This window comes from Synechococcus sp. CBW1108 (assembly GCF_015840335.1).
GTDB lineage: Bacteria > Cyanobacteriota > Cyanobacteriia > PCC-6307 > Cyanobiaceae > Cyanobium_A.
Window position 1 is genome coordinate 2747582 of sequence record NZ_CP060395.1, and the last position, 22086, is coordinate 2769667.

The window sequence follows — 22086 nt, forward strand, 5'->3', positions numbered from 1 at the left end:
AGACCTGGGAATGCGTTTCAGCGAACTGCTCGGCCGCCTGGGCGAGGTTACCGGTGCGAGTCCACGCCACCTGGCCAGTGACCCTGCCATCCACGGCGGCGCAGCCCTAGACCAAGCCGGGACCGGGCAGCTGGCTTTTCTCGAGCCCGGCAACGCCCTGGCGGCGGCCCTGGCCGATACCGGCGCGAGCGCAGTGTTGATACCGGCCCGCGGCGAGGGGGCGCAAGCGCTGCAGCAGCTGGCAAGCGAGCGGGGCCTGGCCTGGGTTGCCCTGGCCGATCCCCGCCTTGGCTTCGCCGAGGCGCTCGAAGTGCTCCACCCGCGCCGGCGCCCTGCCCCTGGCATCCACCCCAGCGCCGTGATCGACCCCGGCGCCGTTGTTGGCATGGGCTGCCATGTGGGCCCCCTCGTGGTGATTGGTGCTGATGTGCAGATTGGAGCCAGCTGCACCATCCATGCCGGTGTGGTGATCTACGCCGACGTCCAGATCGGCCCGGACTGTGAACTCCACTCCGGCGCCGTGCTCCATCCCGGCAGCCGCCTGGCCGGGGCCTGCGTGGTCCACTCCAATGCGGTAATTGGCAGCGAGGGCTTTGGCTTTGTGCCCACCGCCGGCGGCTGGCGCAAGATGCCCCAGACCGGCCTTGTGGTGCTTGAGGAAGGGGTGGAAGTGGGCTGCGGCAGCACCATCGACCGCCCTGCGGTGGGCGAAACCCGCATCGGCGCGGGCAGCAAAATCGACAACCTGGTCCACATCGGCCACGGCGTCAGCCTGGGCAGCGGCTGTGCCCTGGCTGCCCAGGTGGGCATCGCCGGCGGCGCGAAGCTGGGCAAAGGGGTGATCCTGGCGGGCCAGGTGGGCCTGGCCAACAGGGCCGTGATGGGGGATGGCTCAATTGCCTCCTCCAAGTCGGGCATCCACGGCGAGGTGGCTGCCGGGGAAGTGGTCAGCGGTTATCCGGCCATCCCCAATCGCCTCTGGCTGCGCTGTTCCGCCACCTTCAACAAGTTGCCGGAGCTGGCTAAAGCCCTGCGCCAGCTGGAGAAGCGCCGCGAACCCGAACCGCCTAATCCCCAACCTGCCAAGCCCTAGCCTCGCGCCTGACAGCTCAGCCACCATGACCTCCAGCCACCGGATCACCCTGCTGCCAGGCGACGGCATCGGCCCGGAGATCACAGCGGTGACGCGCCAACTGCTCAATGCAGTCAGTGCCCGCCATGGCTTTGAGCTGGTTTACGACGAGCAGCCGATGGGCGGCAGCGCCATCGATGCCACCGGGGTGCCCCTACCTGAGAGCACCCTGGCAGCCTGCCGGCAAAGCGAGGCGGTGCTGCTGGCCGCGATCGGTTCGCCCCAATACGACAACCTGCCCCGGGAGCTGCGACCGGAAACGGGACTGCTGGGCCTGCGCTCAGGACTGGGCCTGTTTGCAAACCTGAGACCGGTGAAGATCTTCCCGGCCCTGATCGATGCCTCCAGCCTCAAACCCGAGGTGATTGCCGGGGTGGATCTGCTGGTTGTGCGGGAGCTCACCGGCGGGGTCTATTTCGGCACACCGAGGGGTCGGGTGGAGGCTGACGGCCGGGTGCGGGCCTTCAACACCATGGCCTACTTCGACGACGAAATCGACCGTATCGCCAAGGTGGCCTTCGATCTGGCCGCAGCGCGGAGCGGCAGGCTCTGCAGCGTCGACAAAGCCAACGTGCTCGATGTCAGCCAGCTCTGGCGGGATCGGGTCAACGCCATGGCCGGCGGCTACCCCGCAGTGGAGCTAAGCCATATGTATGTCGACAACGCGGCGATGCAACTGGTGCGCAACCCCCGTCAGTTCGACGTGCTGCTGACCAGCAACCTGTTCGGTGACATTCTCAGCGACGAGGCGGCCATGCTCACCGGCTCCATCGGCATGCTCCCCTCTGCCTCCCTGGGCAGCAGCGGCCCCGGCCTGTTTGAGCCGATCCACGGGTCAGCTCCCGACATCGCCGGCCAGGACAGGGCCAACCCCCTGGCGATGGTGCTCAGCGCCGCCATGCTGCTGCGGCTGGGCCTACGCCAGGAGGAGGCGGCCACCGCCCTGGAGAGCGCCGTGGATCGGGTGCTGGCGGCAGGCTTCCGCACCGGTGACCTGATGGCCGCAGGTTGCACCCAGCTGGGCTGCCGCGCCATGGGCGACCAGCTGCTGGCAGCCCTGGAAGCCTGAACCACGGCTGGTAACGGTCCGGCAGGGATTGGCCTTAGAGGTCCACCTACCTGCCAAAATTGCAGCCGTTTTCTCCCCTCGCGCATGTCGAAGCGTCACCCGGTTGTTTCTGTCACCGGCTCTTCCGGCGCTGGGACCAGCACTGTCAAGCGAGCCTTCGAGTACATCTTCAAGCGCGAGGGCATCACCCCTGCCGTGGTGGAGGGCGACAGCTACCACCGCTACGAGCGGGCAGCGATGAAGGAAGCGATGGCTGCCGCCGTTGCCAATGGAGAGAACTTCTCCCACTTCGGCCCAGCGGCAAACCGCTTCGACAAACTCGAGGAGCTGTTCCGCACCTACGGGGAAACCGGCGGCGGCCAGAAGCGTTACTACCTTCACTCGGCGGAGGAAGCGGCAGACCACAACGGCCGCTTGGGCACAAACCTTGAACCTGGCCAGTTCACCCCCTGGGAACCTATTCCTGCCGGCACCGACCTGCTCTTCTATGAAGGACTGCACGGGGGCGTGGTGGGCGAGGGCTACAACCTGCGCAATCTGGCGGATCTGCTGATCGGCGTGGTGCCGATCGTCAACCTGGAGTGGATTCAGAAGATCGCCCGCGACAACCAGGAGCGGGGCTACTCGGCCGAGGCCACGGTGGATACGATCCTGCGCCGCATGCCCGATTACATCAATCACATCTGTCCCCAGTTCAGCCTCACCGACATCAACTTCCAGCGGGTGCCCACGGTGGATACCTCGAACCCCTTCTTCATCCAGACCATTCCCACCCCGGATGAAAGCTTCGTGATCATCCACTTCCGCAAGGTGGCCCGCGACAAGTGGGGGATCGATTTCCCCTACCTGCTCGACATGATCCACGACTCGTTCATGTCAACCCCCACCTCGATTGTGGTGAATGGCGGCAAAATGGGTTTTGCAATGGAGCTGATTCTCACTCCGATCATCCATCGGATGATCGAAGAAAAGAAGAAGCTGGCCTGATTGCAGCCGTACCCCTTACTCTGGGTTCGCAATACGACTTGGTGAGGCCGATTTCCGTCTCCCCGTCCACGCCGATTCCCCCCTCGTTTCTGATCTCAGGGGCCCCCACCAAGGTGGCCCCTGTCTTGCGCCTTGATCAGATCAATAGTCAGATGGTCATTCAGGCCGCCCGCAGGGTTCTGTTTGAGGCCCTTGACCACTGCGCGCCGGCTGCAGATGTCTGTGGTGTGGTGCTCAAGGCCAACCCTGCCAATTTTCAAGGTCGGATTGTTCAAGCCATGCCGGTGCTCCTGCCAGACGAGCAGTTTGTACCGATCGACCTGATCCGGGCCCGGCGCAGCCGCAGTGGCCCATCCCGGCTGCGCTTTCCCCGCACCACCCCCTCCCCGACAACCGTCTGAGTTCCGCTTGAGCGTCCCAGCGCCACTGCTCGCCAGCTTCCCGAACCTGCCAATTGGGGTCGCGCTGATCGGAGCCTGTTTCGGCAGCTTCCTGAATCTGGTTGCCTGGCGACTGCCGCGTGAGGAATCGATCCTGCTGCCGCCCAGCCACTGCCCCCGGTGCGGCAGCCGTTTGCGCTGGTATGAGGATGTGCCCGTGCTGGGATGGCTATGGCTGAGGGGCCGCTGCGGCCACTGCGGCGCCCCGATCGCGATTCGCTATCCGCTGGTAGAGCTGCTCAGCGCCGGGCTCTGGGTGGCCTGCCTGCAGGCAACCCCGGCAGCGATGGGCCCCCGGCCCCTGGCCTGGCTGGTGGTGCTGGCTGGCTGGCTGCTGCTCAGCTGGCTGCTGCCCTTGCTGCTGATCGACCTCGATTACCTCTGGCTGCCCGAGCCCCTCTGCCGGATAGGCCTGCTACTGGGCCTGGGGATGACGGCAATAATTGGTTTTCAGCAGGGCGAAGCCGTGGGCCGGGCCCTGCTGTTCCACCACCTCCTGGCTGCCGGGGTTGCCCTGGTGGGGTTTGAAGGCGTCAGCGCCCTGGCCGAGAGGCTCATCGGCAAGCCCGCCCTGGGGCTGGGCGACGCCAAGCTCGCTGCCCTGCTGGGAGCGTGGCTGGGGCTCACCGGCCTGGGCATAACTGTGGTGCTGGCAGTGTTCGGCGGTGCCGTGATTGGCAGCATCGGCCGCCTCAGCGGGCGGCTGGGCAGGCACCAGCCCTTTCCCTTCGGACCATTTCTGGCAGCTGGTGGGGCCGCCGTCTGGCTATGGGGCCATGACTTTTGGCTGCCACTCCTTGGGCTGGTGGGCCGGGCGCCTTAAATGGATTCAGCCGCCGGGCCCTGTCGCCTTGAGATCGCATGTCGCTTTTCGACTGGTTCGCGGATCGCCAGAAAAATGCCCCCACCGTGCGGGTCACCCAGGACGTGGAAGAGGGCGATGGGCTGTGGAGCAAGTGCCCCGAATGCGGCCTAGTGGTCTACCGCAAAGATCTGGTGGCCAATGCCAGCGTCTGCAAGGGGTGCGGCCACCACAACAGGATTGACAGTGAGGAGCGCATCGCCCTGATCGCCGACCCCGGCAGCTTCGAACCGCTAGATAGCTGCCTGGCCCCCACCGATCCATTGGTCTTCAAGGATCGGCGCAGCTACACAGATCGGCTGCGGGACAGCCAGCAGAGCACCGGACTGCTGGATGCCGTCGTCACCGGCCTCTGCCGCACCAGCGGCTTGCCCCTGGCCCTGGGGGTGATGGACTTCAGCTTCATGGGCGGCTCGATGGGCTCGGTGGTGGGCGAGAAGCTCACCCGCCTGATCGAAACCGCCACTGCCCGCCGCTACCCGGTGCTGATCGTGTGTGCCTCCGGCGGCGCCCGCATGCAGGAGGGCATGCTCAGCTTGATGCAGATGGCCAAGATCTCCGGTGCCCTGGAACGCCACCGCCAGGCCGAATTGCTCTACCTGCCCCTGCTGACCTACCCCACCACAGGGGGTGTGACGGCCAGCTTTGCCATGCTGGGCGATCTAATATTGGCCGAACCCAAGGCCCTGATCGGCTTTGCTGGCAGGCGGGTGATTGAGCAGACCCTGCGCGAAAAACTCCCCGAAGGCTTTCAAACCGCTGAATACCTGCGCGAGCATGGCTTTGTCGATGCCATCGTGGATCGCACCCGCCTCAAGCCCACCCTGGCAAGCCTGCTCAAGCTGCACGGCTGCCGCGAAACGGTGGCGGCGTGAGGCAGATCATGGGCAGAAATCTGGGCAAATTCTTAAGCAGAAATCTGGGCAGGCTGGCTTCAATTCTGCTGCTGCTGCTGATAGTTATCAGCGGCGCCGGTTCGGCAGCCTTTGCCGGCCCGGTTGACTGGCACGAGGTGGCGAGCAGCGATGAGGGGCGCCAGTGGTGGGATGGGGGCAGCCTGCGCCGTAGCCGCGAGGGCAACGTGTCGGTGCTGACCCGGTTCCAAGCCCCCACCACGGAGGAGAAGCCCCGTCCTAGCAACGATCTCTATGTGATGGAACTCGATTGCGACCAGGCCCTATTCCGCGACACCTCGATCAACGGCCTGCCCCAGTTCGGGGCCCAGTGGCAGCCCACCGCCGGGGACAACCTGATCACCAGGGTGGTAACTGAGGTGTGCGCAGTTGCCGGTGAGACCCTGCCATGACCAGCCCATTGCGGGTGGCCATCGCCGGCCTGGGGATCGGTGAAAAGGTCCACCTGCCCGCCCTGCGGGCCTGTGCCGGCACCACTCCGGTAGCGCTCTGGCATCCCCGGCCCGAACGGTTGGAGGCCGCCTGCCGCAGCGCCGAACTGCCCGGCTACGGCGACTTCGATGCCCTGCTGGCCGATCCGGCGGTAGAGGCCCTGGTGATCGCCACCCCGCCGGCGCCCCGCTTCGAGCTGGCCGAGAGGGCCCTTCATGCCGGCAAGCACCTGCTGCTGGAAAAGCCGGTGGCCCTCTGCGCCGAGCAGGTGGAAGAGCTGCAAAGGCTGGCTCTGCAGCGGGGGCTGACGGTGGCAGTTGATTTCGAATACCGGGCGGTGCCCCTCTTCCAGCAGCTTGCCGCCCTTGTTGCCAATGGCGACCTGGGGGAACTGCTGCTTGTCAAATTCGACTGGCTGATGTCTAGCCGCGCCGACCCCACCAGGCCCTGGAACTGGTATTCCCAGGCCGCTGCAGGCGGCGGCGTGCTGGGGGCCCTGGGCACCCATGCCTTTGACATCCTCCATTGGCTGGTGGGACCAAGCCGCTCCCTGCGGGCCCTGCTGAGCACGGCCATTGGCGAAAGGCCCCTGGGAGATGGCAGTGGCCGCCTGGCCGGCGTCGACGCCGAGGACATCGCCCTGGTGCAGCTGGAACTGGAGACCGCCCAGGGTCAGGTAGTACCGGCCCAGTTGAACCTGGCCTCCGTGACCCGCCGGGGGCGGGGCTGCTGGCTCGAGCTCTACGGGCGGGATGGGACCGCCGTACTCGGATCCGACAACCAGGCCGACTACGTCCATGGTTTTGGTCTGTGGCACTCCCGCGGAGGGGAGCCGCTCAGGCCCCTGGAAGCTGAAGCCCAATGGGGGTTTGGTCGCACCTGGGCCGACGGGAGGATCGCCCCGGTGCTGCGGCTGCACAGCTGGTGGAGTGAGGCGGTGCGCGAGGGACGCCCGATGGTGCCCGGCCTGGGCGAAGCGGTGAGTAGCCAGCGCTGTTGCGATTGGGCCCGCCATGGCCAGCCCGGGGGCATCCCCTAGACTCCCAGCCAGTTCCCTACTCCGATCCGAGAGGTTTTTTCCCATGGCGCTCGTTCCGCTTCGGCTGCTGCTCGACCATGCCGCTGAGAACGGCTATGGCATTCCTGCCTTCAACGTCAACAACCTCGAGCAGGTGCAATCGATCATGGAGGCGGCCAGTGAAACCGACTCTCCGGTGATCCTGCAGGCCTCCCGCGGAGCGCGCCAGTATGCCGGTGAAAATTTCCTGCGCCACCTGATCCTGGCTGCGGTTGAAACCTATCCGGACATCCCGGTGGTGATGCACCAGGACCACGGCAACAGTCCTGCCACCTGCTTCGGCGCCGCCGCCAACGGCTTCACCTCGGTGATGATGGACGGCTCGCTGATGGCTGATGCCAAGAGCCCTGCCAGCTACGAGTACAACGTGGCCGTCACCAAGGAAGTGGTTGACGTGGCCCACGCCATCGGCGTGAGTGTGGAGGGCGAACTGGGTTGCCTCGGTTCCCTGGAAACCGGCATGGGTGAGGCCGAGGACGGCCACGGCTTTGAGGGCAAGCTCGACCACAGCCAGCTGCTCACCGATCCGGCCGAGGCCGCCGACTTCGTCGCCAAAACCAAAGTCGACGCATTGGCGATCGCCATCGGCACCAGCCACGGCGCCTACAAGTTCACCCGCAAGCCCACCGGTGAAGTGCTGGCCATCAGCCGCATCGCCGAGATCCACAAAGCCATCCCCAACACCCACCTGGTGATGCACGGCTCCTCCTCGGTACCCCAGGAGTGGCTGGACATGATCAATAAGTACGGCGGCGCCATCCCCGAGACCTACGGCGTGCCCGTGGAGGAAATCCAGGAGGGCATCCGCAACGGCGTGCGCAAGGTGAACATCGACACCGACAACCGGCTGGCCTTCACCGCAGCTGTTCGGGAAGCGGCCTTCAAGGATCCCACCAACTTTGATCCCCGCCACTTCAACAAGCCTGCCCGCCAGTACATGAAGCAGGTGTGCCTGGATCGCTACCAGCAGTTCTGGTGTGCCGGCAACGCCAGCAAGATCAAGCAGCGCGACATCAACTACTACGCCGGCCTCTACGCCAAGGGCGAACTGGACCCCAAAACTGCCGTGGCTGCTTGAGTCGACAAGCCAGGATCAATCATGGGGGGCTGGAGCCCCCCTTTTTATGATGGCGGTGGTACTGCACGACAGGTTCCTTTAAGGGTGATCCCTGCGTCACTCGAGCTCCAGAGTTCCCAGGGTTTTCTGACGACGCTGCTGATCCTTGGCCTGGAAAGCGGCCATGCAATCGCCCGACGGAACCAGCAGGCAACTGACGTAGCCAGAAGCTTCTATCAGGGCTGCCCGCAACGCCTTGGCAGCTGGAGTGCGGCTTGCCGTTGTTGAATTGTTGGAGAAATTGAACGTGCCAGCAGCGGCAGTGGCGGCATAGCCGCCTGAGCTCATTGGCACCGTAGCGCCCAGAATCACAGCCGCAGGCAGCAAGCTGCCCCCGCTGGACTTCTGCTCGATGGTGTTCGTAGCGCGACCCTCAACCGTGCGAGAACCGACAATCTCACCGGTGGTGCTATCGACGACACGAATATCAATGGCGACGTAGTCCTTCGTAACGGTGTTCTGCTTGGCTCCACCGAACCCAAGAAAACCCATGCCACTGCCTTTGCTTTCCAGATCGGTTGCGGTGTCGTAGGACGTCACCGTGCCGAGCACGATGTACCTGGCCCCGGTCATCTGGCCCTTCTTTGCTGCCGTTGGGCTGGCCTTACGGACGATGCCAAGTTCGGCGAGTTCCTGCTCGGAGAGAACCTGGCCAAGCTGGCGCCGCTCTACCACCTTGATCTCACCGGTGGCCGCCAGCTCATTGGCCAGGGCGCTGGAGAGATCCTGGGCCACGGGTCCCTGCCACCACCAGGTACCGGTCACGTTGTTTTTGAAGTCAGGAACGGACACCGTTGGCACGCCAACCCGCTGCTGGCCGAAAGCTGGACCGATCGGACTGAAGCTGGTGGAGGCCGCCAAAACAACCGCGGTGAGCGTCCGACCGGCAAGGCGCTGAATTCTTTTTGCCATTGGGGGATGCCATAAAGGTTGCAGAGCATCATTCTGAACGAGTCCCTCTGCCCAGAGACGCCATGCTCCGGAGCTTCACGGCGGAGCGAGGGCTGGAAGGAGTTCAGCTGGACTGGTTGGCGCTGAATTGTTGACCGCAGCCAGGGAGCGGCGGTCATCCAGGAGGGCCTCTATAGCCTTCTCAAGGCTGGTCTCCATCGCCACCCGGCTGCCATCACTCACCACCACCCGGGTGAGGGTGGGCAGGCCGCCATTGCGGGCCTTGAGGTAGACGGGCTCTACATAGAGGAGGGCTTTGCCCAAGGGCACCACCAGCAGGTTGCCCTGGATCACCTCCGAGCCGGCCCGGTCCCAGAGGCCGAACTGTTGACTGATGCTCGGGTTCTGGTTGATCAGGGCCTGGATCTGCTCGGGGCCGAAGATCGGCGTTTGGGTGGGGAAGCGCAGCAAAACCAGTTCGCCGTAGTTGGGGTCGTCACTGCGGGCCGCCACCCAGGCGGCGAGATTTGGGCGCGCCAGGGGGGTGAGCGGTTGCAACAGCAGAAATTCCGGCGGATGGTCTGGGGTCAGCTGGGCGCTGACGTGATACGGCTTCACCGGAATCTGATTACGGCCATAGAGCTCATTCGGCACCTGCCACACGTCATCCCCGCTGTAGAAAACCCGAGGATCGGTGACGTGATATCTGAGCAGCTGGGCCGTCTGCAACTCAAACTGCCATTGGGGGTAGCGGATATGGGCCCGCAGGGCAGCAGGCATGGCCGACATCGGCGCGAACAGATCGGGAAAAAGACGCTGCCAGCCAGCCATGATCGGATCGCTGCTGGAGGCGACATACATCACCACGGTGCCGTTGTAGGCATCGACAACCGCCTTAACCGAATTGCGCAGATAGCGGATCTCAGGCTCACCCGGCACCGCCGCGCTGTAGGGATAGCTGCGGCTGCTGGTAAACCCCTCCACCAGCCAGTACTGGTGCTGGGTGCGAGGGAAGGGGCCGTTCTGGCCCAGCTGGACCGATACCAGCACCGGATCTCCCTCAAATCGCACGAAGGGCGCCAGGGTGCGCAACCTCTCCCTCACCTCCCTCCGCAGCAGCAACCGGGTAGCAGGGGTGATTGCACCCTGCACCAGCAACTTCGGCTCACCCAGGTAGAGGGCAGCGGCCAGGCGTCCCCAGGCTGAGCCGATCGGCACACCGGCCTTACCTGAGTAATGGGTGTAGAGATTTTCGTCTCCCTGGGGATAGTCAAATTCCTGCACCTTGGTGGGAGCTAGGGCATAGGGCGACTTGAGAGCTCCGAAATAGAGACTGGGTTGGCCGATTGGAATGCCGGCCCTCACCTGGGCAGAGCTGATGCCCAACTTGGCATTGCCCTGCACCCGGGTGGAGGCTCCCAGATCGCTGATGAAGAAGTCGGGCAAGCCATCGGGGCTGCTCGTGTTTACCGGCGAAACCGTGAAGCCATATCCATGGGTGAACACCAGATGGGTATTGAGCCAGGTGCGGGCCGCCGGGGGCAGGGAGGCCTGATCCAGCTCCCTAGCCGAGATCATCACCAACTGGCGGCGATCCCTGCCCGCATTGGCTGACAGGCTGTAGCGGTCGACCGCAGCCCCTGAAAAGCGGTAATAGACCCTCAGCTGCTGCAGCTGGCGGTTGGTCGATAGCAGGGGCTGGCTATCCCAGAGACGGATGTTGCGCAGAGTCGCCTGGCCGGCGATGACATCGGCACGGCTGAGGCGGTTGCGAGGCCTCACGTTGCGACTTCTGATGTCATCGAGCTGAAAGGCGGCCCTGGTGGCCGCGATCGAGCGAGCCAGGTAGGGGGTCTCCAGCTGGAGTTCCCGGGGGCGCACCAGCATCAACTGGAAAAGTGGAGTCAGCAGGGCCTCGAGCAGGGGCACCACGAGCAGGGCTGCGGATACTGCCGCCAGCAGGGGGCCACGTAGACCCTTGCGGGGCAGCGGCAACAGCAGGGCCACGGCGGTCAGCAGGGCCACGACGACGGCCGTGGTGCGCAGGGGGAGCACAAAGTGAACATCCAACCAGCCGGCCCCGGGCACACTGCCAGCGGTGCTCAGCAGCAACTGGTGCCGCCCCAGTAAGAAACCAAAGGAAACCAGAAGGGCCAGCAGGGCCAGGGGTGCGCGCAGCCTCACCAGTTGGGTGGCGGTGAAGCCGTGGAAGCGCCCATCGCTGAGCTGGGGCGGGCGGGCCAGGATCCCCCATAGCCCCGCCGCCAGATGGCAGCTCAGCAGGGCCAGCAGCAGGGTGAGCCCAAAGGCCAGAGCGGGAAAGCGCACCAGTGCAAAACTGATGTCGGCATCAAGCAGGGGCTCCCTAATGCCGCTATCTGGAGCCAACAGAGCCAGCGACCACACCCCCCAGGCCCGGCCCATGGCGGTGGCTGCAGCCAGGGAAGCCATCCCCGCCACCAACCGGGGCGCAAAGCTGGGGCGCAGTAGCAACGCCCCCAGCAAGGCCGCCAACAACAGCAGCAAAGGGAAGGGCAGGCCATCGAGCATGGCGAGCCCATGCAACCGGCTGGTGTCAAAAGGATTGCGAACCAATCGCTCCGCCAAATTGAGCAGCAGGGCCAGGGGCAGCAGCTGGATCGTGGCCAGGAGCCCAAGGCTGAGGCCATAGGCGAGCGGCGCAAGCCCAAAACGGCGGGGCTCGGCAGGTGCCGATCCCTGTCGCCAGAAGCTGGTAATCCAGCGCTGCAGGGCCAGGCCCAAGGCCAGCCCTAGCAGGGAGAAGCCAATCTGCAGCAACCAGCGGCGAAGCAGCACCCCACCCCTGGAAAATTGCTCAAACCACTGCCATTCCACCCAGAGGCGGGACACCAGGATCAAAACTGCGGCAAGCAGGGCCAACCCAAGGGGCACGCTGACGAGCAGCAAGAAGGCAGACGGCGACGCTCGCCTTGACATCAGCAATCGGCTTACTTGCTGAGGCTAGGAAGCCCTGGCCCAACAGCAAGCCACCAGCGCCAGGAAATATCCGACATCGGTGATCGGGATTAATCAGTAGCCCCATCTGGCGCTGTTAGCCTCTTTACACTGCTGGGCGTGCCCGTGACTGCCACCCTCTCCCGCTCAACCTTCACCGGACTGCGCTGTAAAGAATGCGGCCACCCCTATGAGGCCAGCGCCCGCCACGTCTGTGAAGACGTCTGTTTCGGGCCCCTGGAGGTCGTCTACGACTACGAAGCCATCAAGAATCGGGTGAGCCGCGCCACCATTGAGGCTGGGCCCACCTCCATCTGGCGCTATCGCGAATTCCTGCCGATCGAGGGGGATCCCATTGACGTGGGCACGGGTTTTACCCCCCTGCTCAAGGCGGGCAACCTGGCCCGGCGGCTGGGCCTCAAAAGCCTCCATATCAAGAACGACGGCGTCAACATGCCGACGCTCTCCTTTAAAGACCGGGTGGTGAGTGTGGCGCTCACCAGGGCCCGCGAGCTCGGGTTCACCACGGTGAGCTGCGCCTCCACCGGCAACCTGGCCAACTCCACCGCCGCCATCGCCGCCCACGCCGGCCTGGAGTGCTGCGTGTTCATCCCCAGTGACCTGGAGTTGGGCAAGGTACTCGGCACGTTGGTCTACAACCCAACCCTCATGGCGGTGCATGGCAACTACGACCAGGTCAACCGCCTCTGCTCGGAAGTAGCCAACACCTTCGGCTGGGGCTTCGTCAACATCAACCTGCGCCCCTACTACTCCGAGGGCTCCAAGACCCTGGGCTATGAGGTGATTGAACAGCTGGGCTGGCAACTGCCCGACCACATCGTGGCGCCCCTGGCCTCGGGCTCCCTGTTCACCAAAATCCGCAAGGGCTTTGATGAATTCATCAAGGTGGGCCTGGTGGAAGAAAAGGCCGTGCGTTTCAGCGGCGCCCAGGCCGAAGGCTGCAGCCCGATCGCCCAGGCCTTCGCCGCCGGCCGCGACTTCATCACCCCGGTTAAGCCCAATACGATCGCCAAATCAATTGCCATTGGCAATCCCGCCGATGGCCCCTACGCCATTGATATCGCCAACAAAACCGGCGGCACCATCGCCGCCGTGAGTGATGCCGAGATCATCGACGGCATCAAGCTGCTGGCAGAAACCGAGGGAGTTTTCACCGAAACAGCTGGCGGCACCACAATTGCGGTGCTCAAGAAACTGGTGGAGCTCGGCAAGATCAACCCGGAGGAAACCACTGTTGCCTACATCACCGGCAATGGGCTCAAGACAACAGAGGCCATTGCCGACTCCATCGGCGCCCCATACACGATCGAGGCCCAGCTCGACAGCTTCAAATCCGCCTGGGCCCAGGCCCAGGCAGACCGCCCCAGCTGACCCTTTTCCATACCCGCCCAATCTCCGCCATGGCCGTTCAGGTTCTAATCCCCACCCCCCTGCAGAAATTCACCAACAACGAGGCCAGCGTTGATCTGGAAGCCAGAAGCGTGGACGGCCTGATCGACGCCCTTGAGCTGCATTATCCAGGCATCAAGGGCCGCCTCTGTGATGAGGCCGGCAAGCTGCGTCGTTTTCTCAATGTCTATGTAAATAGCGAGGACATCCGTTTCCTCGACCACCAGGCCACGCCCCTCAAGGACGGAGATGAGGTGAGCATCGTGCCAGCAGTTGCCGGCGGATGAGCCCAGAATGGGGCCAGAGATTCACTTCCGCCCCAGCCCCAACCCATGAACCAGGCTCAGACTCAACCTGGCGATTGCACCGGCCAGGCCGACTGGCAGACCAAGGCCCTGCTGTTCGACTACCGCCAGGCTGCCAATCCGGTGCGTAGGGGTCTCACCGAACCAATTGGCTACCACCAATGGAGTGCAGCCCTGCACCAGTCGGGTGGCACGGCCGTTCTACCTCTGGACCTGAGTGGGGAGCTGGGCTGCAATGGCCCGGCCACCAGCCCAGCCCTGGCGGCCCATTTCCTGCGGATCCTTCCAGGAGAGGGGCTTAAGGCTGCTGCCAATGCCACCAGCTCACTCTTTTTTGTGCTCCAGGGCAAGGGGGAGCTGCGCTGGGAAGGCCAGAGGCTGAATTGGGGAGCGGGCGACCTACTGGTGCTCCCCGCCGGTGAGACCCCACTTTTGCAGGCTGAGCAAACCAGCGTTCTCTACTGGGTGCATGACGGGCCTCTGTTGGATTTTCTCGGCGTAACTGCCACAAGCACCCGCTTCGATCCCACCCATTACCCCGCAGCCCTGCTGGAGAAGGAGCTCGCCCAACTTCTGGCCGACCCCAGTTCCGCCCGCAGCAACAGACTCAGCCTGCTGCTGGCCAACAGGGACTTGCCCCAGAGCCGAACGGTCACCCACACCCTCTGGGCCATGCTCGGAGTCGTGCCCGCCGGGGTAATTCAGCCTCCCCACCGGCACCAGTCGGTGGCCCTCGATCTGATCATCGATTGTGACCCCGGCTGCCACACCCTGGTGGGCACCGAAATCGACGCCAAAGGCCAGATTGTCAATCCCCAGCGCATCGAGTGGGAATCGGGTGGAGCCTTCATCACCCCCCCTGGCCATTGGCATGCCCACGTCAATACCAGCGGTCGCCAGGCCCGCCTGCTGCCCATTCAGGATTCGGGCCTACACACCTACCTGCGTAGCCTGGACATCCGCTTTGCCGGTGGGCTCCAAACTGGCGATTGAAGCGACGGCCTCTGGGCTGGTGCCATCGGCCCTGGCAACGATGGCCCTGAATGTATCCCCCTCAATCGTTTCATCCCGGATCAGCAGCTCCACCAGTTCGTCGATAAGGGGTCGGCGGGGCTCCAGCAATGCCACCGCATGCTCAAGGGCTGTAGCTGCAAGCTCCCTAACCAAAACATCGATGCGGTTACCTGTTTCCCGGGAGTACGGGGGCTCGGAGCGCAACCAGTCGCGGCCCAGGAATACCTCCGTACCGTCGCCCTCGAGGGCCACCGGTCCGAGGCTGGAGAAGCCGTAGCGGGTGACCATTTCGCGGCTGATGCGGGTAACCAGGTCCAGGTCACCGCTGGCCCCCTGGGTAATCTCCCCCGCACCAAACACCACCAACTCGGCTGCCCGGCCGCCAAGGGCGACCACCAGTCGGGCTCGCAGGTAGGCCTTGCTGATCAACCCGGAATCCAGGATCTCCTCATCGGGCACCATCCGGGCAAAACCACCTACACCGCCAGCTCTGGGCAACAAGGTGACCTTGTCGAGGGGGTCGGCATGGGGCACCAGGGTGGCCAGCAGGGCATGGCCCACCTCGTGATAGGAGATCAGTCGCTTCTTGGCGCTGTCCTGCAGGGGGGCGGCGGCCAGGCCCATGGTGATCCGCTCAAGGGCCCCAGCCATTGCCCCATCATCAATCTCAGCCAGGTGATGGCGGGCCGTGAGGATGGCGGCCTCGTTGAGCAGGTTTGCCAAATCTGCGCCGGAGAAGCCAGGCGTGCGACTGGCCCAGGCCGAAAGAGAAACCGCTGCTGCCAGGGGTCTGCTGCGGGCATGCACCGCCAGAATGGCCTCCCGGCCGCGGCGGTCAGGCAGGTCAATAGTGATGCGGCGGTCGAAGCGCCCCGGCCGCATCAGGGCCGTATCCAACACATCTGGGCGGTTGGTGGCCGCCAGCAGAATCACGCCGGAATTGTCTGCAAAGCCGTCCATCTCGGTGAGCAGCTGGTTGAGGGTCTGCTCCCGCTCATCGTTCCCGCCGCCAATGCCAGCCCCCCGTTGACGACCGACCGCATCAATTTCATCGATAAAAATGATGCAGGGGGCCTTGGTCTTGGCCTTACGGAACAGATCCCGCACCCGGCTGGCCCCCACCCCCACAAACATCTCGACGAACTCAGACGCCGCCATCGAGAAAAAGGGAACTCCCGCTTCCCCGGCAATGGCCCGAGCCAGGAGGGTCTTACCGGTGCCGGGGGGGCCGATCAGTAGTACACCCTTGGGAATTTTGGCACCGACGGCGGTGAACCGCTCCGGCTCCTTCAGAAAGGTGACCACCTCCTGGAGCTCCTCCTTGGCTTCGGCGATGCCGGCCACATCCTCAAAGCGCACTGTTACTTCACCCTCGGCCTGCAACCTGGGCTTGCTGCTGCCGAATCCCATGGCCCGGTTGGCCACCTGGGCAGAGCGGCGGATCAAAAGGGCCAGCCCCCCCAGCAGCAGCAGCACCAGCAGGCCGTTTGCCACCAGGCCAGCAGCGGCGCCATCGGAGCGGTCATCCCGCACCGTCAGGGGCACCTTGGCTGCTTCGGCCGTACGCAGTAGCAGCTGGTCATTGCTGAAGACCGGAACGGTCGCCTGTCGGCCATCGTCAAATCGGACCCGGACCTCCCTTTGGCGCAGGGACAGCTCCAGGTCTTTGACCCGTCCAGCGCGCAGATCGCCCAGCAGCTGGCTGTAGGAAGGGCTTGGCTTCCCTGGGGCGAGAGGGCTCAGCTGGAGAGGTGGCCTGTCCGCAGGGAGGCTGGCGCTCACAGAGTTGATACTTTGGGATCAGCTTAGCCATTTGACGAAAGGGCAGTCAGCAGCGGAGGATCTTCGTTTGGCCGACGGTGCGCGGGAATGGCTGTTCCAAAGAAGAAAAAATCCAAGGGCAAACGCAACCAGCGCCATGCCACCTGGAAAGGGAAAGCTGCAGCGGCAGCTCGCAATGCCCTCTCGATCGGCAAAGCCGTGCTAAGTGGCCGCGCCCAAGGCTTTATTTATCCCGTTGCTGAAGAGACCGACGCCGACGAGAGCTGACCATCGAGAGCTGACCTTCAGCTGGGCCCGGATCCAGCCAGCCAACGGCGGCGGCCGTCGAGGGTTGCGTAACCGGTGGCCAGCTTAATCAGGGGATCCTGGTATAAATCCGGTGGCAGGGATTCGAGGCTGGAGCGCACAATTCGGTCGAGCTCCCCTGCCGGCAGCCAGCCTTCCCCCCGTCGCCGCTGGCGTGCTTCGGCCTGGAATCGCCAGCGCCTCGGCATGGTCCAGCTCTGGGGCCTGAGCAGCCAGAGCTGGTCAAACCTTTGCCAGAGGGGTTGGTAGGCCTCCAGGGCCCGGTCCCAGCGGGACCGCCTGCTGCCAGGGTTTTGGCTGGCCAGGGGCTGGCAACCGAGCAACCAGCCTTCCAGCAGCAGCACATCGGCCTCCATGAGCCTGTCGCCGCATCGGTCGCCCTGGCCAGCCCGTAGGGCCTTGTCAAAGCGAGGCAGTCGAAGTTTTCCGCCCCGCTGCCAGTTGTCCACACAGGCCTGGGCCAGCTGGGTGTCATGGCAGCCGGGGAGTACCCGCGAGACGCCAAAAGGATTGCCTGCCAAGGCCCGTAAGCGCTGCTCCCAGGGCAGGTAGAAATCATCGATGGAGCAAACGGCCAGGGTCAGCCCCTGGACTGTGGCCCTTTGCTGCAGAAGGCTGCCAAGGGTGGTTTTGCCGGCCCCAACAGGGCCGTTGAGGGCCACGACGGCTCTCTGCGCGCTGGACCCCAGGGCTACCAACTGGGCCAGCAGGGGGGCCACAAAGTGCTGCTCAAGGCCCGGATCGGTTGCCATCAAGTGCCGAGTTTGAAGGCTTCCAGCACCACTGCGTACACCGCACCAATGCGCAGGTTGTCTAGCACCACCCAGCCCAGCCCGGGCTGGGTGGGGGCCAGCCGGCCGCGCAGCCGCACGAGCAGTTCCACTATCACCAGCATCAGCACCACAGCCAGGGGGCGACCACCTGGAAACCCCAATAAAAAGTAAGCGGTGACATTGCTGCCGCCGTAGAAGCCCAGCAGCAAGGCCAAAAGCACGGTGCTGCGGTAGCGCCAACTGCCGCGCATGTTGCCCAACAGCAGGGCAGCGAGCCGCTCAAGGGCCCGGTTGAAGCGGGTGCGCTGGAGGGGCAGGCGCGTCACGGCAGGGTGGCCTCCAGCAGCTCATGCAGATAGGAGAGCGTTATCTGGCTGCCCTGGCAAGCGGGTCCCCGCAACACCTTTACCTGGGGGCCCAGTTCACTTACCACTGCCCGGGCCCGGGCAAAACGCTCCGGAGCCTCAGCAGCGCCGTAGTGGCTGGCCGTGACCAGACAGGCCAATCCGGCCCCATCGGCGGCAGCCAGGCCATGGCCTGAATCCTCCAGGGCCAGCCCCCGCTCGGCGCCAAGCCCCAACTGCCGCAGGGCTAGCAGGTAGGCCTCGCAATCGGGTTTCTTGCGGGCCACATCTTCACCGCACACCCAGAAGCTGAAGCAGTCGGCCAGGCCGCCCAGAACGTGCTCAGAGAGGGCGGCGACGGCCCGGCGGCCGCTGGTGGTGACGATGACCTGGGCTACCCCGGCTGCAGCTGCCTCCCGGATCAGCTCGGCCACCCCAGGCCTGAGGCCCAGCTCGCCTGAGGCCAGAAGCGATGCGTAGTGCTCCTGCTTGCGGGCCTGCAGATCAGCTACCAGGGCAGGGTCGGCGGGGTGGCCCTGCCACTGCTGGAGGGCAACGGCGAGCCGTTCCTGACCGCCGCTGATGGCCAGTAGCTCGCCATAGCGAGCGCTATCCCAGTGCAGGGGCACACCTGCAGCGGCAAAAGCCCGGTTAAACGCCCGGCGATGGCCTTCCCTTTCGGTCTCAGCCAGGGTGCCATCCACATCCCATAACAGGGCCCCCAAGGCCATCGAGCCGAAACGCGTGACGAAGGCAGGTTAGGGGGAGTGCATGGCGGCGTCTTGGCCAGCACAATGGCATCAACTTGGAAATTGTCGTTGCTGCCAGCCCTAGATGAGCAACGCTGGCATCTGCCTGCCCCGCTGGCCCCTGGATGTCTGAGCCAGGAGCCGGCTGCAAACCCCCTGCCTGAGGCCCTATTGGCGGTTCTGGGGCGACGGGGCTTCACCAGTCCAGGGCAGATCGGGGCCCTGCTCGATCCGCCCGCCGCTCCGGCCGCCGGTCGCCACTTCGCCGATCTGGCCAAGGCCGTGGCCCGGCTCAAAAGGGCCTGCGGCCAGGGCGAGCAAGTGGCAATTTGCGGGGATTACGACGCCGACGGCATGACCAGCACGGCCCTGCTGGTGGGGGTGCTCCAAAGACTGGGAGCCCGGCCGATCGCCGCCATCCCCAGCCGCATGGATGACGGCTACGGCCTGAACGCCGCAATGGTCGAGCGCTTGGCCGAGCAGGGTGTGGCCCTGCTGGTGACGGTGGACAACGGCGTCTCGGCCCTCGAGGCCCTGGAGCGGGCCGAGGCCCTCGGCATCGAGGCGATCATCACCGACCACCACGCGATTCCAGATCCCCTGCCGCCCCACCTGGCCCTGCTCCATCCCCAGCGAACCCCGGCGGACTCCCCCTATCGGGGCCTGGCCGGGGTTGGCCTGGCCTACGTGCTCGCCTCGGCCCTTTGCAAGAGCCTGCGTCGGGCCGATGGCCTGAAGATTGCGCTCGACTTGTTCTGCATCGGCACCATCGCCGACATGGCGCCCCTGGTGGGGGTCAACCGGCGCTGGTTGATCGATGGCTTGCCCGAACTGGGTCGCAGCCCCCTGGTCGGCCTGCAGGCTCTCCAACAGCTGGCGGGTCTCGACGATGGGCCCTTGAACGCCCAGGCGGTGGGCTTCCAGATCGCCCCTCGCATCAATGCCGTGGGCCGGCTGGGCGATCCCCAGCTGGTGGTGGAGCTCCTCACCACGGAGGATCCGGATCGGGCCCTGGCCCTGGCCCGCGAGTGTGAAGCCCTCAACCGGCAACGACGCGAGCTCTGCAGCGCCATTGAGGCCGAGGCCCTGGCCCTGCTGGAGGCAGATGGTCCACGCCGGCCGGCCTTCCTGCTGCTGGCCCAGAACCATTGGCACCACGGGGTGATCGGCATTGTCGCCGCCAGGCTGGTGGAGCGATTTGGCCTGCCCGCCGCCCTGCTGGCTGGGGAGGGCAATGGTCGCCTGCGGGCCTCGGTGCGGGCCCCGCGAGGCTTTGCGGTGGACCAAGCCCTGCAGCACTGTGCGCCCCTACTGGAGCGATTTGGCGGCCATCCCGCAGCGGGGGGATTCACGGTGCGGGCTGATCAGGTGGCGGCCCTGCATGCCGAACTGGAGGGACTCGCCCAGAGCTGGCTGCAACAGAGCGGCAGGGGCACCCCGGTGGAACCGGAAGCCCTGCTGGGCCTGGGCCAGGTTGACCGCGATTTCCTGGGCCAACTGCAACGGCTGGAGCCCTTCGGTATCGGCCATCCAGATCCGGTGTTCTGGAGCCAGGGCTGCCAGGTTGCCTCCCAGAAGCTCTTGCGGGGCGGCCACCTCCAGCTGGAGTTGGTGCAGGGCGAGCATCGCCTACGGGCCATGGGCTGGCGCTGGCAGGGCCCAGCCAACCTGCCGGCCAGGGTGGATGCGGCCTACCGGCTCAGGCTGGATCACTGGCAGGGCCAGGAGCGCCTGCAGCTGGAGCTGGTGGGCCTGCGGCCCAGTGCCAGCGAAGCTAACTGCGAGGGGGAAGTGGTGTTGCGGCGCCGCGACCGCACCTACTGGTGCCGGCGAGCAGGGTCCGGCCTGGTGGTGCGCAACGCGGCCGGTCACGAACTCAGCAGCGAAGAGGCCGCCAGCCATGACCACCCCTACGTCCGCGCCCTGATCCAGGATGCGGCCATCGCCCTGGGCCTGGTCGCATGAGCGGACCAACCCTGCAGCTGAGGGGTCTCCAGCTGGCTGGTCTGCTGCTGCTTGGCCTACTGGTGGGGCTGGCCTGCTGGCCCCTCAACCTGATGGACCACGCCCAGGACCTGCTGTTGCACCAGTTGCCGGGTTTCAGTGGCGACTCCTGGACGCTCCGCACCCTGGCGATCGCCCTGGCACCCATTGGGGTGATGCCCCTGCTGCTGCTGCTCCAGTCAGGGAGGCTGGCCCGCGGGGCCGGCTCCGGCATTCCCCAGACCCTCGAAAGCATCGAGAACCCCAGCCAGGCCCCCCTGCTGATGGCACCCTTTGCCACGGTGGCTCGCCTGGCCCTCTGGAGTGCCGCCAGCCTGGCCCTGATGCCCCTGGGTAGGGAGGGCCCGGTAGTGCAGGTGGGCGCTGCGGTGGCCCACGCCATGCGGCGCCGCTTCCCCAACCTGCTGGCTGGGATCAGCCCCTCTTCGTTAATGGCAATCGGAGCCGGCGCCGGCTTGGCGGGCGGGTTCAACAGCCCCTTGATGGGCACGGTGTTCGTGTTCGAGGAGCTCACCGGCCGCTTCCAACCGTCGGTGATCTGGCCTGCGGCTGTGGTGTGCAGCGCCGCTGCCCTGGTCAGCAATCTTGACGGGATCCCGCTGTTCACCCTGGGTATGGTTCAGACACTCAGACCGGAATGGCAGCAATTGCTCTGGGCCCTGCCCCTCGGTGTGGGCGGCGGACTGCTTGGTGGTCTATTCAGCAGAATCCTCTGGCAGGGCACCACCCTTCTGCGCCCGCGACTGCGCAAGCGGCCCCTTGCCTGGGGGCTGGGGCTCGGCCTGGCCCTTGGCTTGTTGGCGCTGGCAAGTGGTGGCTGGAGTGGCGGCGCCGGCGAAGCCCTGATGGTTCAACTGCTTGATGGCCAGGGCATCCTGCCGGTTCCAGGCTCTCCGCTCAGCATCGTCGGCTGGCTACTGATGCTGCTGGCCCGGATCGGGCCGCCCGTGCTGGCCTTGGCGGCTGGGATCCCTGGGGGCCTGATCGATCCAGCCTTTGCCATCGGGGCCCTATTCGGCAGCGGCACCATGGAGCTCCTAGGCGCCGATGCCCAGCTTGGCCTGGCCTTGGGAATGGCCTCTGGACTGGCTGGCGCCACCCAGCTCCCCCTGATGACCGTACTGTTTGCACTGCGCATGGCCGGCGACCAGCAGTGGCTCGTTGGCATCCTCCTGAGCGCAGTGATCGGAGCAGCCATTGGCCGCAAGATTCAGCCGGAGCCGATCTATCACGCCCTATGGCAATCGGGCCGAAGCCCAGATCAACTGCCCGATCAGAGGGCGCCGCGGCGGTAGAAAAGAACGAAGATCACGGCAGGCCCCGCCAGGGTGATCAGGGCCAGGGCGGCGAAATTGGCGATCAGGTGGAAGTCGATACCCATGGAAATAACTGCGCTGGAGCGGATCTCAACCACCTTAGACGTGGTAGTCACCGGCCGGCTGGCCCCTGGCCCCACTGTCAAGGCTTGTCACAGCGATTGCTTGTCACAGCAGGGTGGGAT

Annotated in this window: 22 protein-coding genes; 15 read left to right on the top strand and 7 right to left on the bottom strand. The window is 65.2% G+C overall.

Annotated elements, in window-relative coordinates; genetic code table 11:
• Window positions 1-10 precede the first annotated feature (10 nt).
• The 9 genes from lpxD to fba all read left to right on the top strand — a co-directional run bounded on the left by lpxD (window position 11) and on the right by fba (window position 7992).
• Window positions 11-1093: a UDP-3-O-(3-hydroxymyristoyl)glucosamine N-acyltransferase gene (lpxD, locus tag H8F27_RS14860; RefSeq protein ID WP_197149093.1), complete on the top strand. Its 1083-nt coding sequence runs from the start codon at window positions 11-13 to the stop codon at window positions 1091-1093.
• 25 nt (window positions 1094-1118) lie between these two features.
• A complete protein-coding gene (leuB, locus tag H8F27_RS14865) occupies window positions 1119-2201 on the top strand; it encodes a 3-isopropylmalate dehydrogenase (protein ID WP_197149095.1) in 1083 nt (360 codons plus the stop codon).
• Window positions 2202-2285: 84 nt separating this feature from the next.
• Window positions 2286-3188: a phosphoribulokinase gene (locus H8F27_RS14870; RefSeq protein ID WP_197149097.1), complete on the top strand. Its 903-nt coding sequence runs from the start codon at window positions 2286-2288 to the stop codon at window positions 3186-3188.
• A gap of 113 nt (window positions 3189-3301) precedes the next feature.
• Window positions 3302-3589, top strand: a complete 288-nt coding sequence (locus tag H8F27_RS14875) for a hypothetical protein (protein WP_231596326.1) — start codon at window positions 3302-3304, stop codon at window positions 3587-3589.
• A gap of 7 nt (window positions 3590-3596) precedes the next feature.
• Window positions 3597-4451 carry an A24 family peptidase gene (locus tag H8F27_RS14880; protein ID WP_231596327.1) on the top strand — a complete coding sequence of 285 codons (855 nt, stop codon included), beginning with the start codon at window positions 3597-3599 and terminating at the stop codon, window positions 4449-4451.
• 38 nt (window positions 4452-4489) lie between these two features.
• On the top strand, window positions 4490-5365 hold the full coding sequence (gene accD / locus H8F27_RS14885) for an acetyl-CoA carboxylase, carboxyltransferase subunit beta (RefSeq protein WP_197149098.1): 876 nt from the start codon (window positions 4490-4492) through the stop codon (window positions 5363-5365).
• 8 nt (window positions 5366-5373) lie between these two features.
• On the top strand, window positions 5374-5796 hold the full coding sequence (locus H8F27_RS14890) for a hypothetical protein (protein ID WP_231596328.1): 423 nt from the start codon (window positions 5374-5376) through the stop codon (window positions 5794-5796).
• Window positions 5793-6875: a Gfo/Idh/MocA family protein gene (locus tag H8F27_RS14895; protein WP_197149100.1), complete on the top strand. Its 1083-nt coding sequence runs from the start codon at window positions 5793-5795 to the stop codon at window positions 6873-6875. Before H8F27_RS14890 ends, H8F27_RS14895 begins: the two co-directional genes overlap by 4 nt.
• Before the next feature lie 43 nt (window positions 6876-6918).
• A complete protein-coding gene (gene fba / locus H8F27_RS14900; protein WP_197149101.1) occupies window positions 6919-7992 on the top strand; it encodes a class II fructose-bisphosphate aldolase in 1074 nt (357 codons plus the stop codon).
• A gap of 96 nt (window positions 7993-8088) precedes the next feature.
• Here fba and H8F27_RS14905 read toward each other — a convergent pair whose 3' ends face one another.
• A complete protein-coding gene (locus H8F27_RS14905) occupies window positions 8089-8943 on the bottom strand; it encodes a CsgG/HfaB family protein (RefSeq protein ID WP_197149103.1) in 855 nt (284 codons plus the stop codon).
• A 75-nt stretch (window positions 8944-9018) separates the two neighbouring features.
• Window positions 9019-11880: a UPF0182 family protein gene (locus H8F27_RS14910; RefSeq protein WP_197149105.1), complete on the bottom strand. Its 2862-nt coding sequence runs from the start codon at window positions 11878-11880 to the stop codon at window positions 9019-9021.
• Window positions 11881-12024: 144 nt separating this feature from the next.
• Here H8F27_RS14910 and thrC point away from each other — a divergent pair, with 144 nt between their 5' ends.
• The 3 genes from thrC to H8F27_RS14925 are packed head-to-tail and all read left to right on the top strand — an operon-like array spanning window position 12025 to window position 14606.
• Window positions 12025-13290: a threonine synthase gene (gene thrC, locus H8F27_RS14915; RefSeq protein ID WP_197149107.1), complete on the top strand. Its 1266-nt coding sequence runs from the start codon at window positions 12025-12027 to the stop codon at window positions 13288-13290.
• A gap of 29 nt (window positions 13291-13319) precedes the next feature.
• Window positions 13320-13595 (top strand): MoaD/ThiS family protein, encoded by a 276-nt coding sequence (locus H8F27_RS14920; RefSeq protein WP_197149109.1) that lies wholly within the window; start codon window positions 13320-13322, stop codon window positions 13593-13595.
• 45 nt (window positions 13596-13640) lie between these two features.
• Window positions 13641-14606, top strand: coding sequence for a cupin (locus tag H8F27_RS14925; protein WP_197149111.1), 966 nt, complete (start codon window positions 13641-13643; stop codon window positions 14604-14606).
• On the opposite strand, the gene ftsH is transcribed toward H8F27_RS14925, so the two are convergent.
• Window positions 14544-16409: an ATP-dependent zinc metalloprotease FtsH gene (ftsH, locus tag H8F27_RS14930; RefSeq protein ID WP_370594429.1), complete on the bottom strand. Its 1866-nt coding sequence runs from the start codon at window positions 16407-16409 to the stop codon at window positions 14544-14546. The genes H8F27_RS14925 and ftsH overlap by 63 nt on opposite strands.
• An 87-nt stretch (window positions 16410-16496) precedes the next feature.
• On the opposite strand from ftsH, the gene H8F27_RS14935 reads away from it, so the two are divergent.
• Complete coding sequence (locus tag H8F27_RS14935; protein ID WP_197149113.1) at window positions 16497-16676, top strand: 50S ribosomal protein L32; 180 nt, start codon at window positions 16497-16499, stop codon at window positions 16674-16676.
• A 17-nt stretch (window positions 16677-16693) separates the two neighbouring features.
• Here the strand turns inward: H8F27_RS14935 and H8F27_RS14940 are convergent, their stop codons facing one another.
• The 3 genes from H8F27_RS14940 to H8F27_RS14950 are packed head-to-tail and all read right to left on the bottom strand — an operon-like array spanning window position 16694 to window position 18563.
• Window positions 16694-17467 carry a hypothetical protein gene (locus H8F27_RS14940; RefSeq protein ID WP_197149114.1) on the bottom strand — a complete coding sequence of 258 codons (774 nt, stop codon included), beginning with the start codon at window positions 17465-17467 and terminating at the stop codon, window positions 16694-16696.
• Window positions 17467-17814, bottom strand: coding sequence for a DUF565 domain-containing protein (locus H8F27_RS14945; protein ID WP_231596330.1), 348 nt, complete (start codon window positions 17812-17814; stop codon window positions 17467-17469). Before H8F27_RS14945 ends, H8F27_RS14940 begins: the two co-directional genes overlap by 1 nt.
• Entirely contained in the window at window positions 17811-18563 is a 753-nt protein-coding gene (locus H8F27_RS14950; RefSeq protein WP_197149116.1) for an HAD-IA family hydrolase, read from the bottom strand. Before H8F27_RS14950 ends, H8F27_RS14945 begins: the two co-directional genes overlap by 4 nt.
• 63 nt (window positions 18564-18626) lie before the next feature.
• Between H8F27_RS14950 and recJ the strand changes: the two genes are divergently transcribed.
• Both recJ and H8F27_RS14960 read left to right on the top strand, forming a co-directional pair.
• On the top strand, window positions 18627-20546 hold the full coding sequence (recJ, locus tag H8F27_RS14955; protein ID WP_197149118.1) for a single-stranded-DNA-specific exonuclease RecJ: 1920 nt from the start codon (window positions 18627-18629) through the stop codon (window positions 20544-20546).
• A complete protein-coding gene (locus tag H8F27_RS14960) occupies window positions 20543-21880 on the top strand; it encodes a chloride channel protein (RefSeq protein ID WP_197149121.1) in 1338 nt (445 codons plus the stop codon). Before recJ ends, H8F27_RS14960 begins: the two co-directional genes overlap by 4 nt.
• Here the strand turns inward: H8F27_RS14960 and psb30 are convergent.
• A complete protein-coding gene (gene psb30 / locus H8F27_RS14965) occupies window positions 21859-22017 on the bottom strand; it encodes a photosystem II reaction center protein Ycf12/Psb30 (protein WP_231596331.1) in 159 nt (52 codons plus the stop codon). The two genes, H8F27_RS14960 and psb30, sit on opposite strands and share 22 nt — an antisense overlap.
• Window positions 22018-22086: the final 69 nt, after the last annotated feature.

Bases quoted from the DNA above. Each gene is read 5' to 3' on its own strand.
- fba (WP_197149101.1), top strand. From the start codon at position 6,919: ATGGCGCTCGTTCCGCTTCGGCTGCTGCTCGACCATGCCGCTGAGAAC.
- accD (WP_197149098.1), top strand. From the start codon at position 4,490: ATGTCGCTTTTCGACTGGTTCGCGGATCGCCAGAAAAATGCCCCCACC.
- H8F27_RS14920 (WP_197149109.1), top strand. From the start codon at position 13,320: ATGGCCGTTCAGGTTCTAATCCCCACCCCCCTGCAGAAATTCACCAAC.
- H8F27_RS14960 (WP_197149121.1), top strand. From the start codon at position 20,543: ATGAGCGGACCAACCCTGCAGCTGAGGGGTCTCCAGCTGGCTGGTCTG.
- lpxD (WP_197149093.1), top strand. From the start codon at position 11: ATGCGTTTCAGCGAACTGCTCGGCCGCCTGGGCGAGGTTACCGGTGCG.
- H8F27_RS14925 (WP_197149111.1), top strand. From the start codon at position 13,641: ATGAACCAGGCTCAGACTCAACCTGGCGATTGCACCGGCCAGGCCGAC.
- H8F27_RS14935 (WP_197149113.1), top strand. From the start codon at position 16,497: ATGGCTGTTCCAAAGAAGAAAAAATCCAAGGGCAAACGCAACCAGCGC.
- leuB (WP_197149095.1), top strand. From the start codon at position 1,119: ATGACCTCCAGCCACCGGATCACCCTGCTGCCAGGCGACGGCATCGGC.
- H8F27_RS14890 (WP_231596328.1), top strand. From the start codon at position 5,374: ATGGGCAGAAATCTGGGCAAATTCTTAAGCAGAAATCTGGGCAGGCTG.
- H8F27_RS14870 (WP_197149097.1), top strand. From the start codon at position 2,286: ATGTCGAAGCGTCACCCGGTTGTTTCTGTCACCGGCTCTTCCGGCGCT.
- H8F27_RS14895 (WP_197149100.1), top strand. From the start codon at position 5,793: ATGACCAGCCCATTGCGGGTGGCCATCGCCGGCCTGGGGATCGGTGAA.
- recJ (WP_197149118.1), top strand. From the start codon at position 18,627: ATGGCATCAACTTGGAAATTGTCGTTGCTGCCAGCCCTAGATGAGCAA.
- H8F27_RS14910 (WP_197149105.1), bottom strand. From the start codon at position 11,880: ATGTCAAGGCGAGCGTCGCCGTCTGCCTTCTTGCTGCTCGTCAGCGTG.
- H8F27_RS14940 (WP_197149114.1), bottom strand. From the start codon at position 17,467: ATGGCAACCGATCCGGGCCTTGAGCAGCACTTTGTGGCCCCCCTGCTG.
- H8F27_RS14950 (WP_197149116.1), bottom strand. From the start codon at position 18,563: ATGGCCTTGGGGGCCCTGTTATGGGATGTGGATGGCACCCTGGCTGAG.
- H8F27_RS14905 (WP_197149103.1), bottom strand. From the start codon at position 8,943: ATGGCAAAAAGAATTCAGCGCCTTGCCGGTCGGACGCTCACCGCGGTT.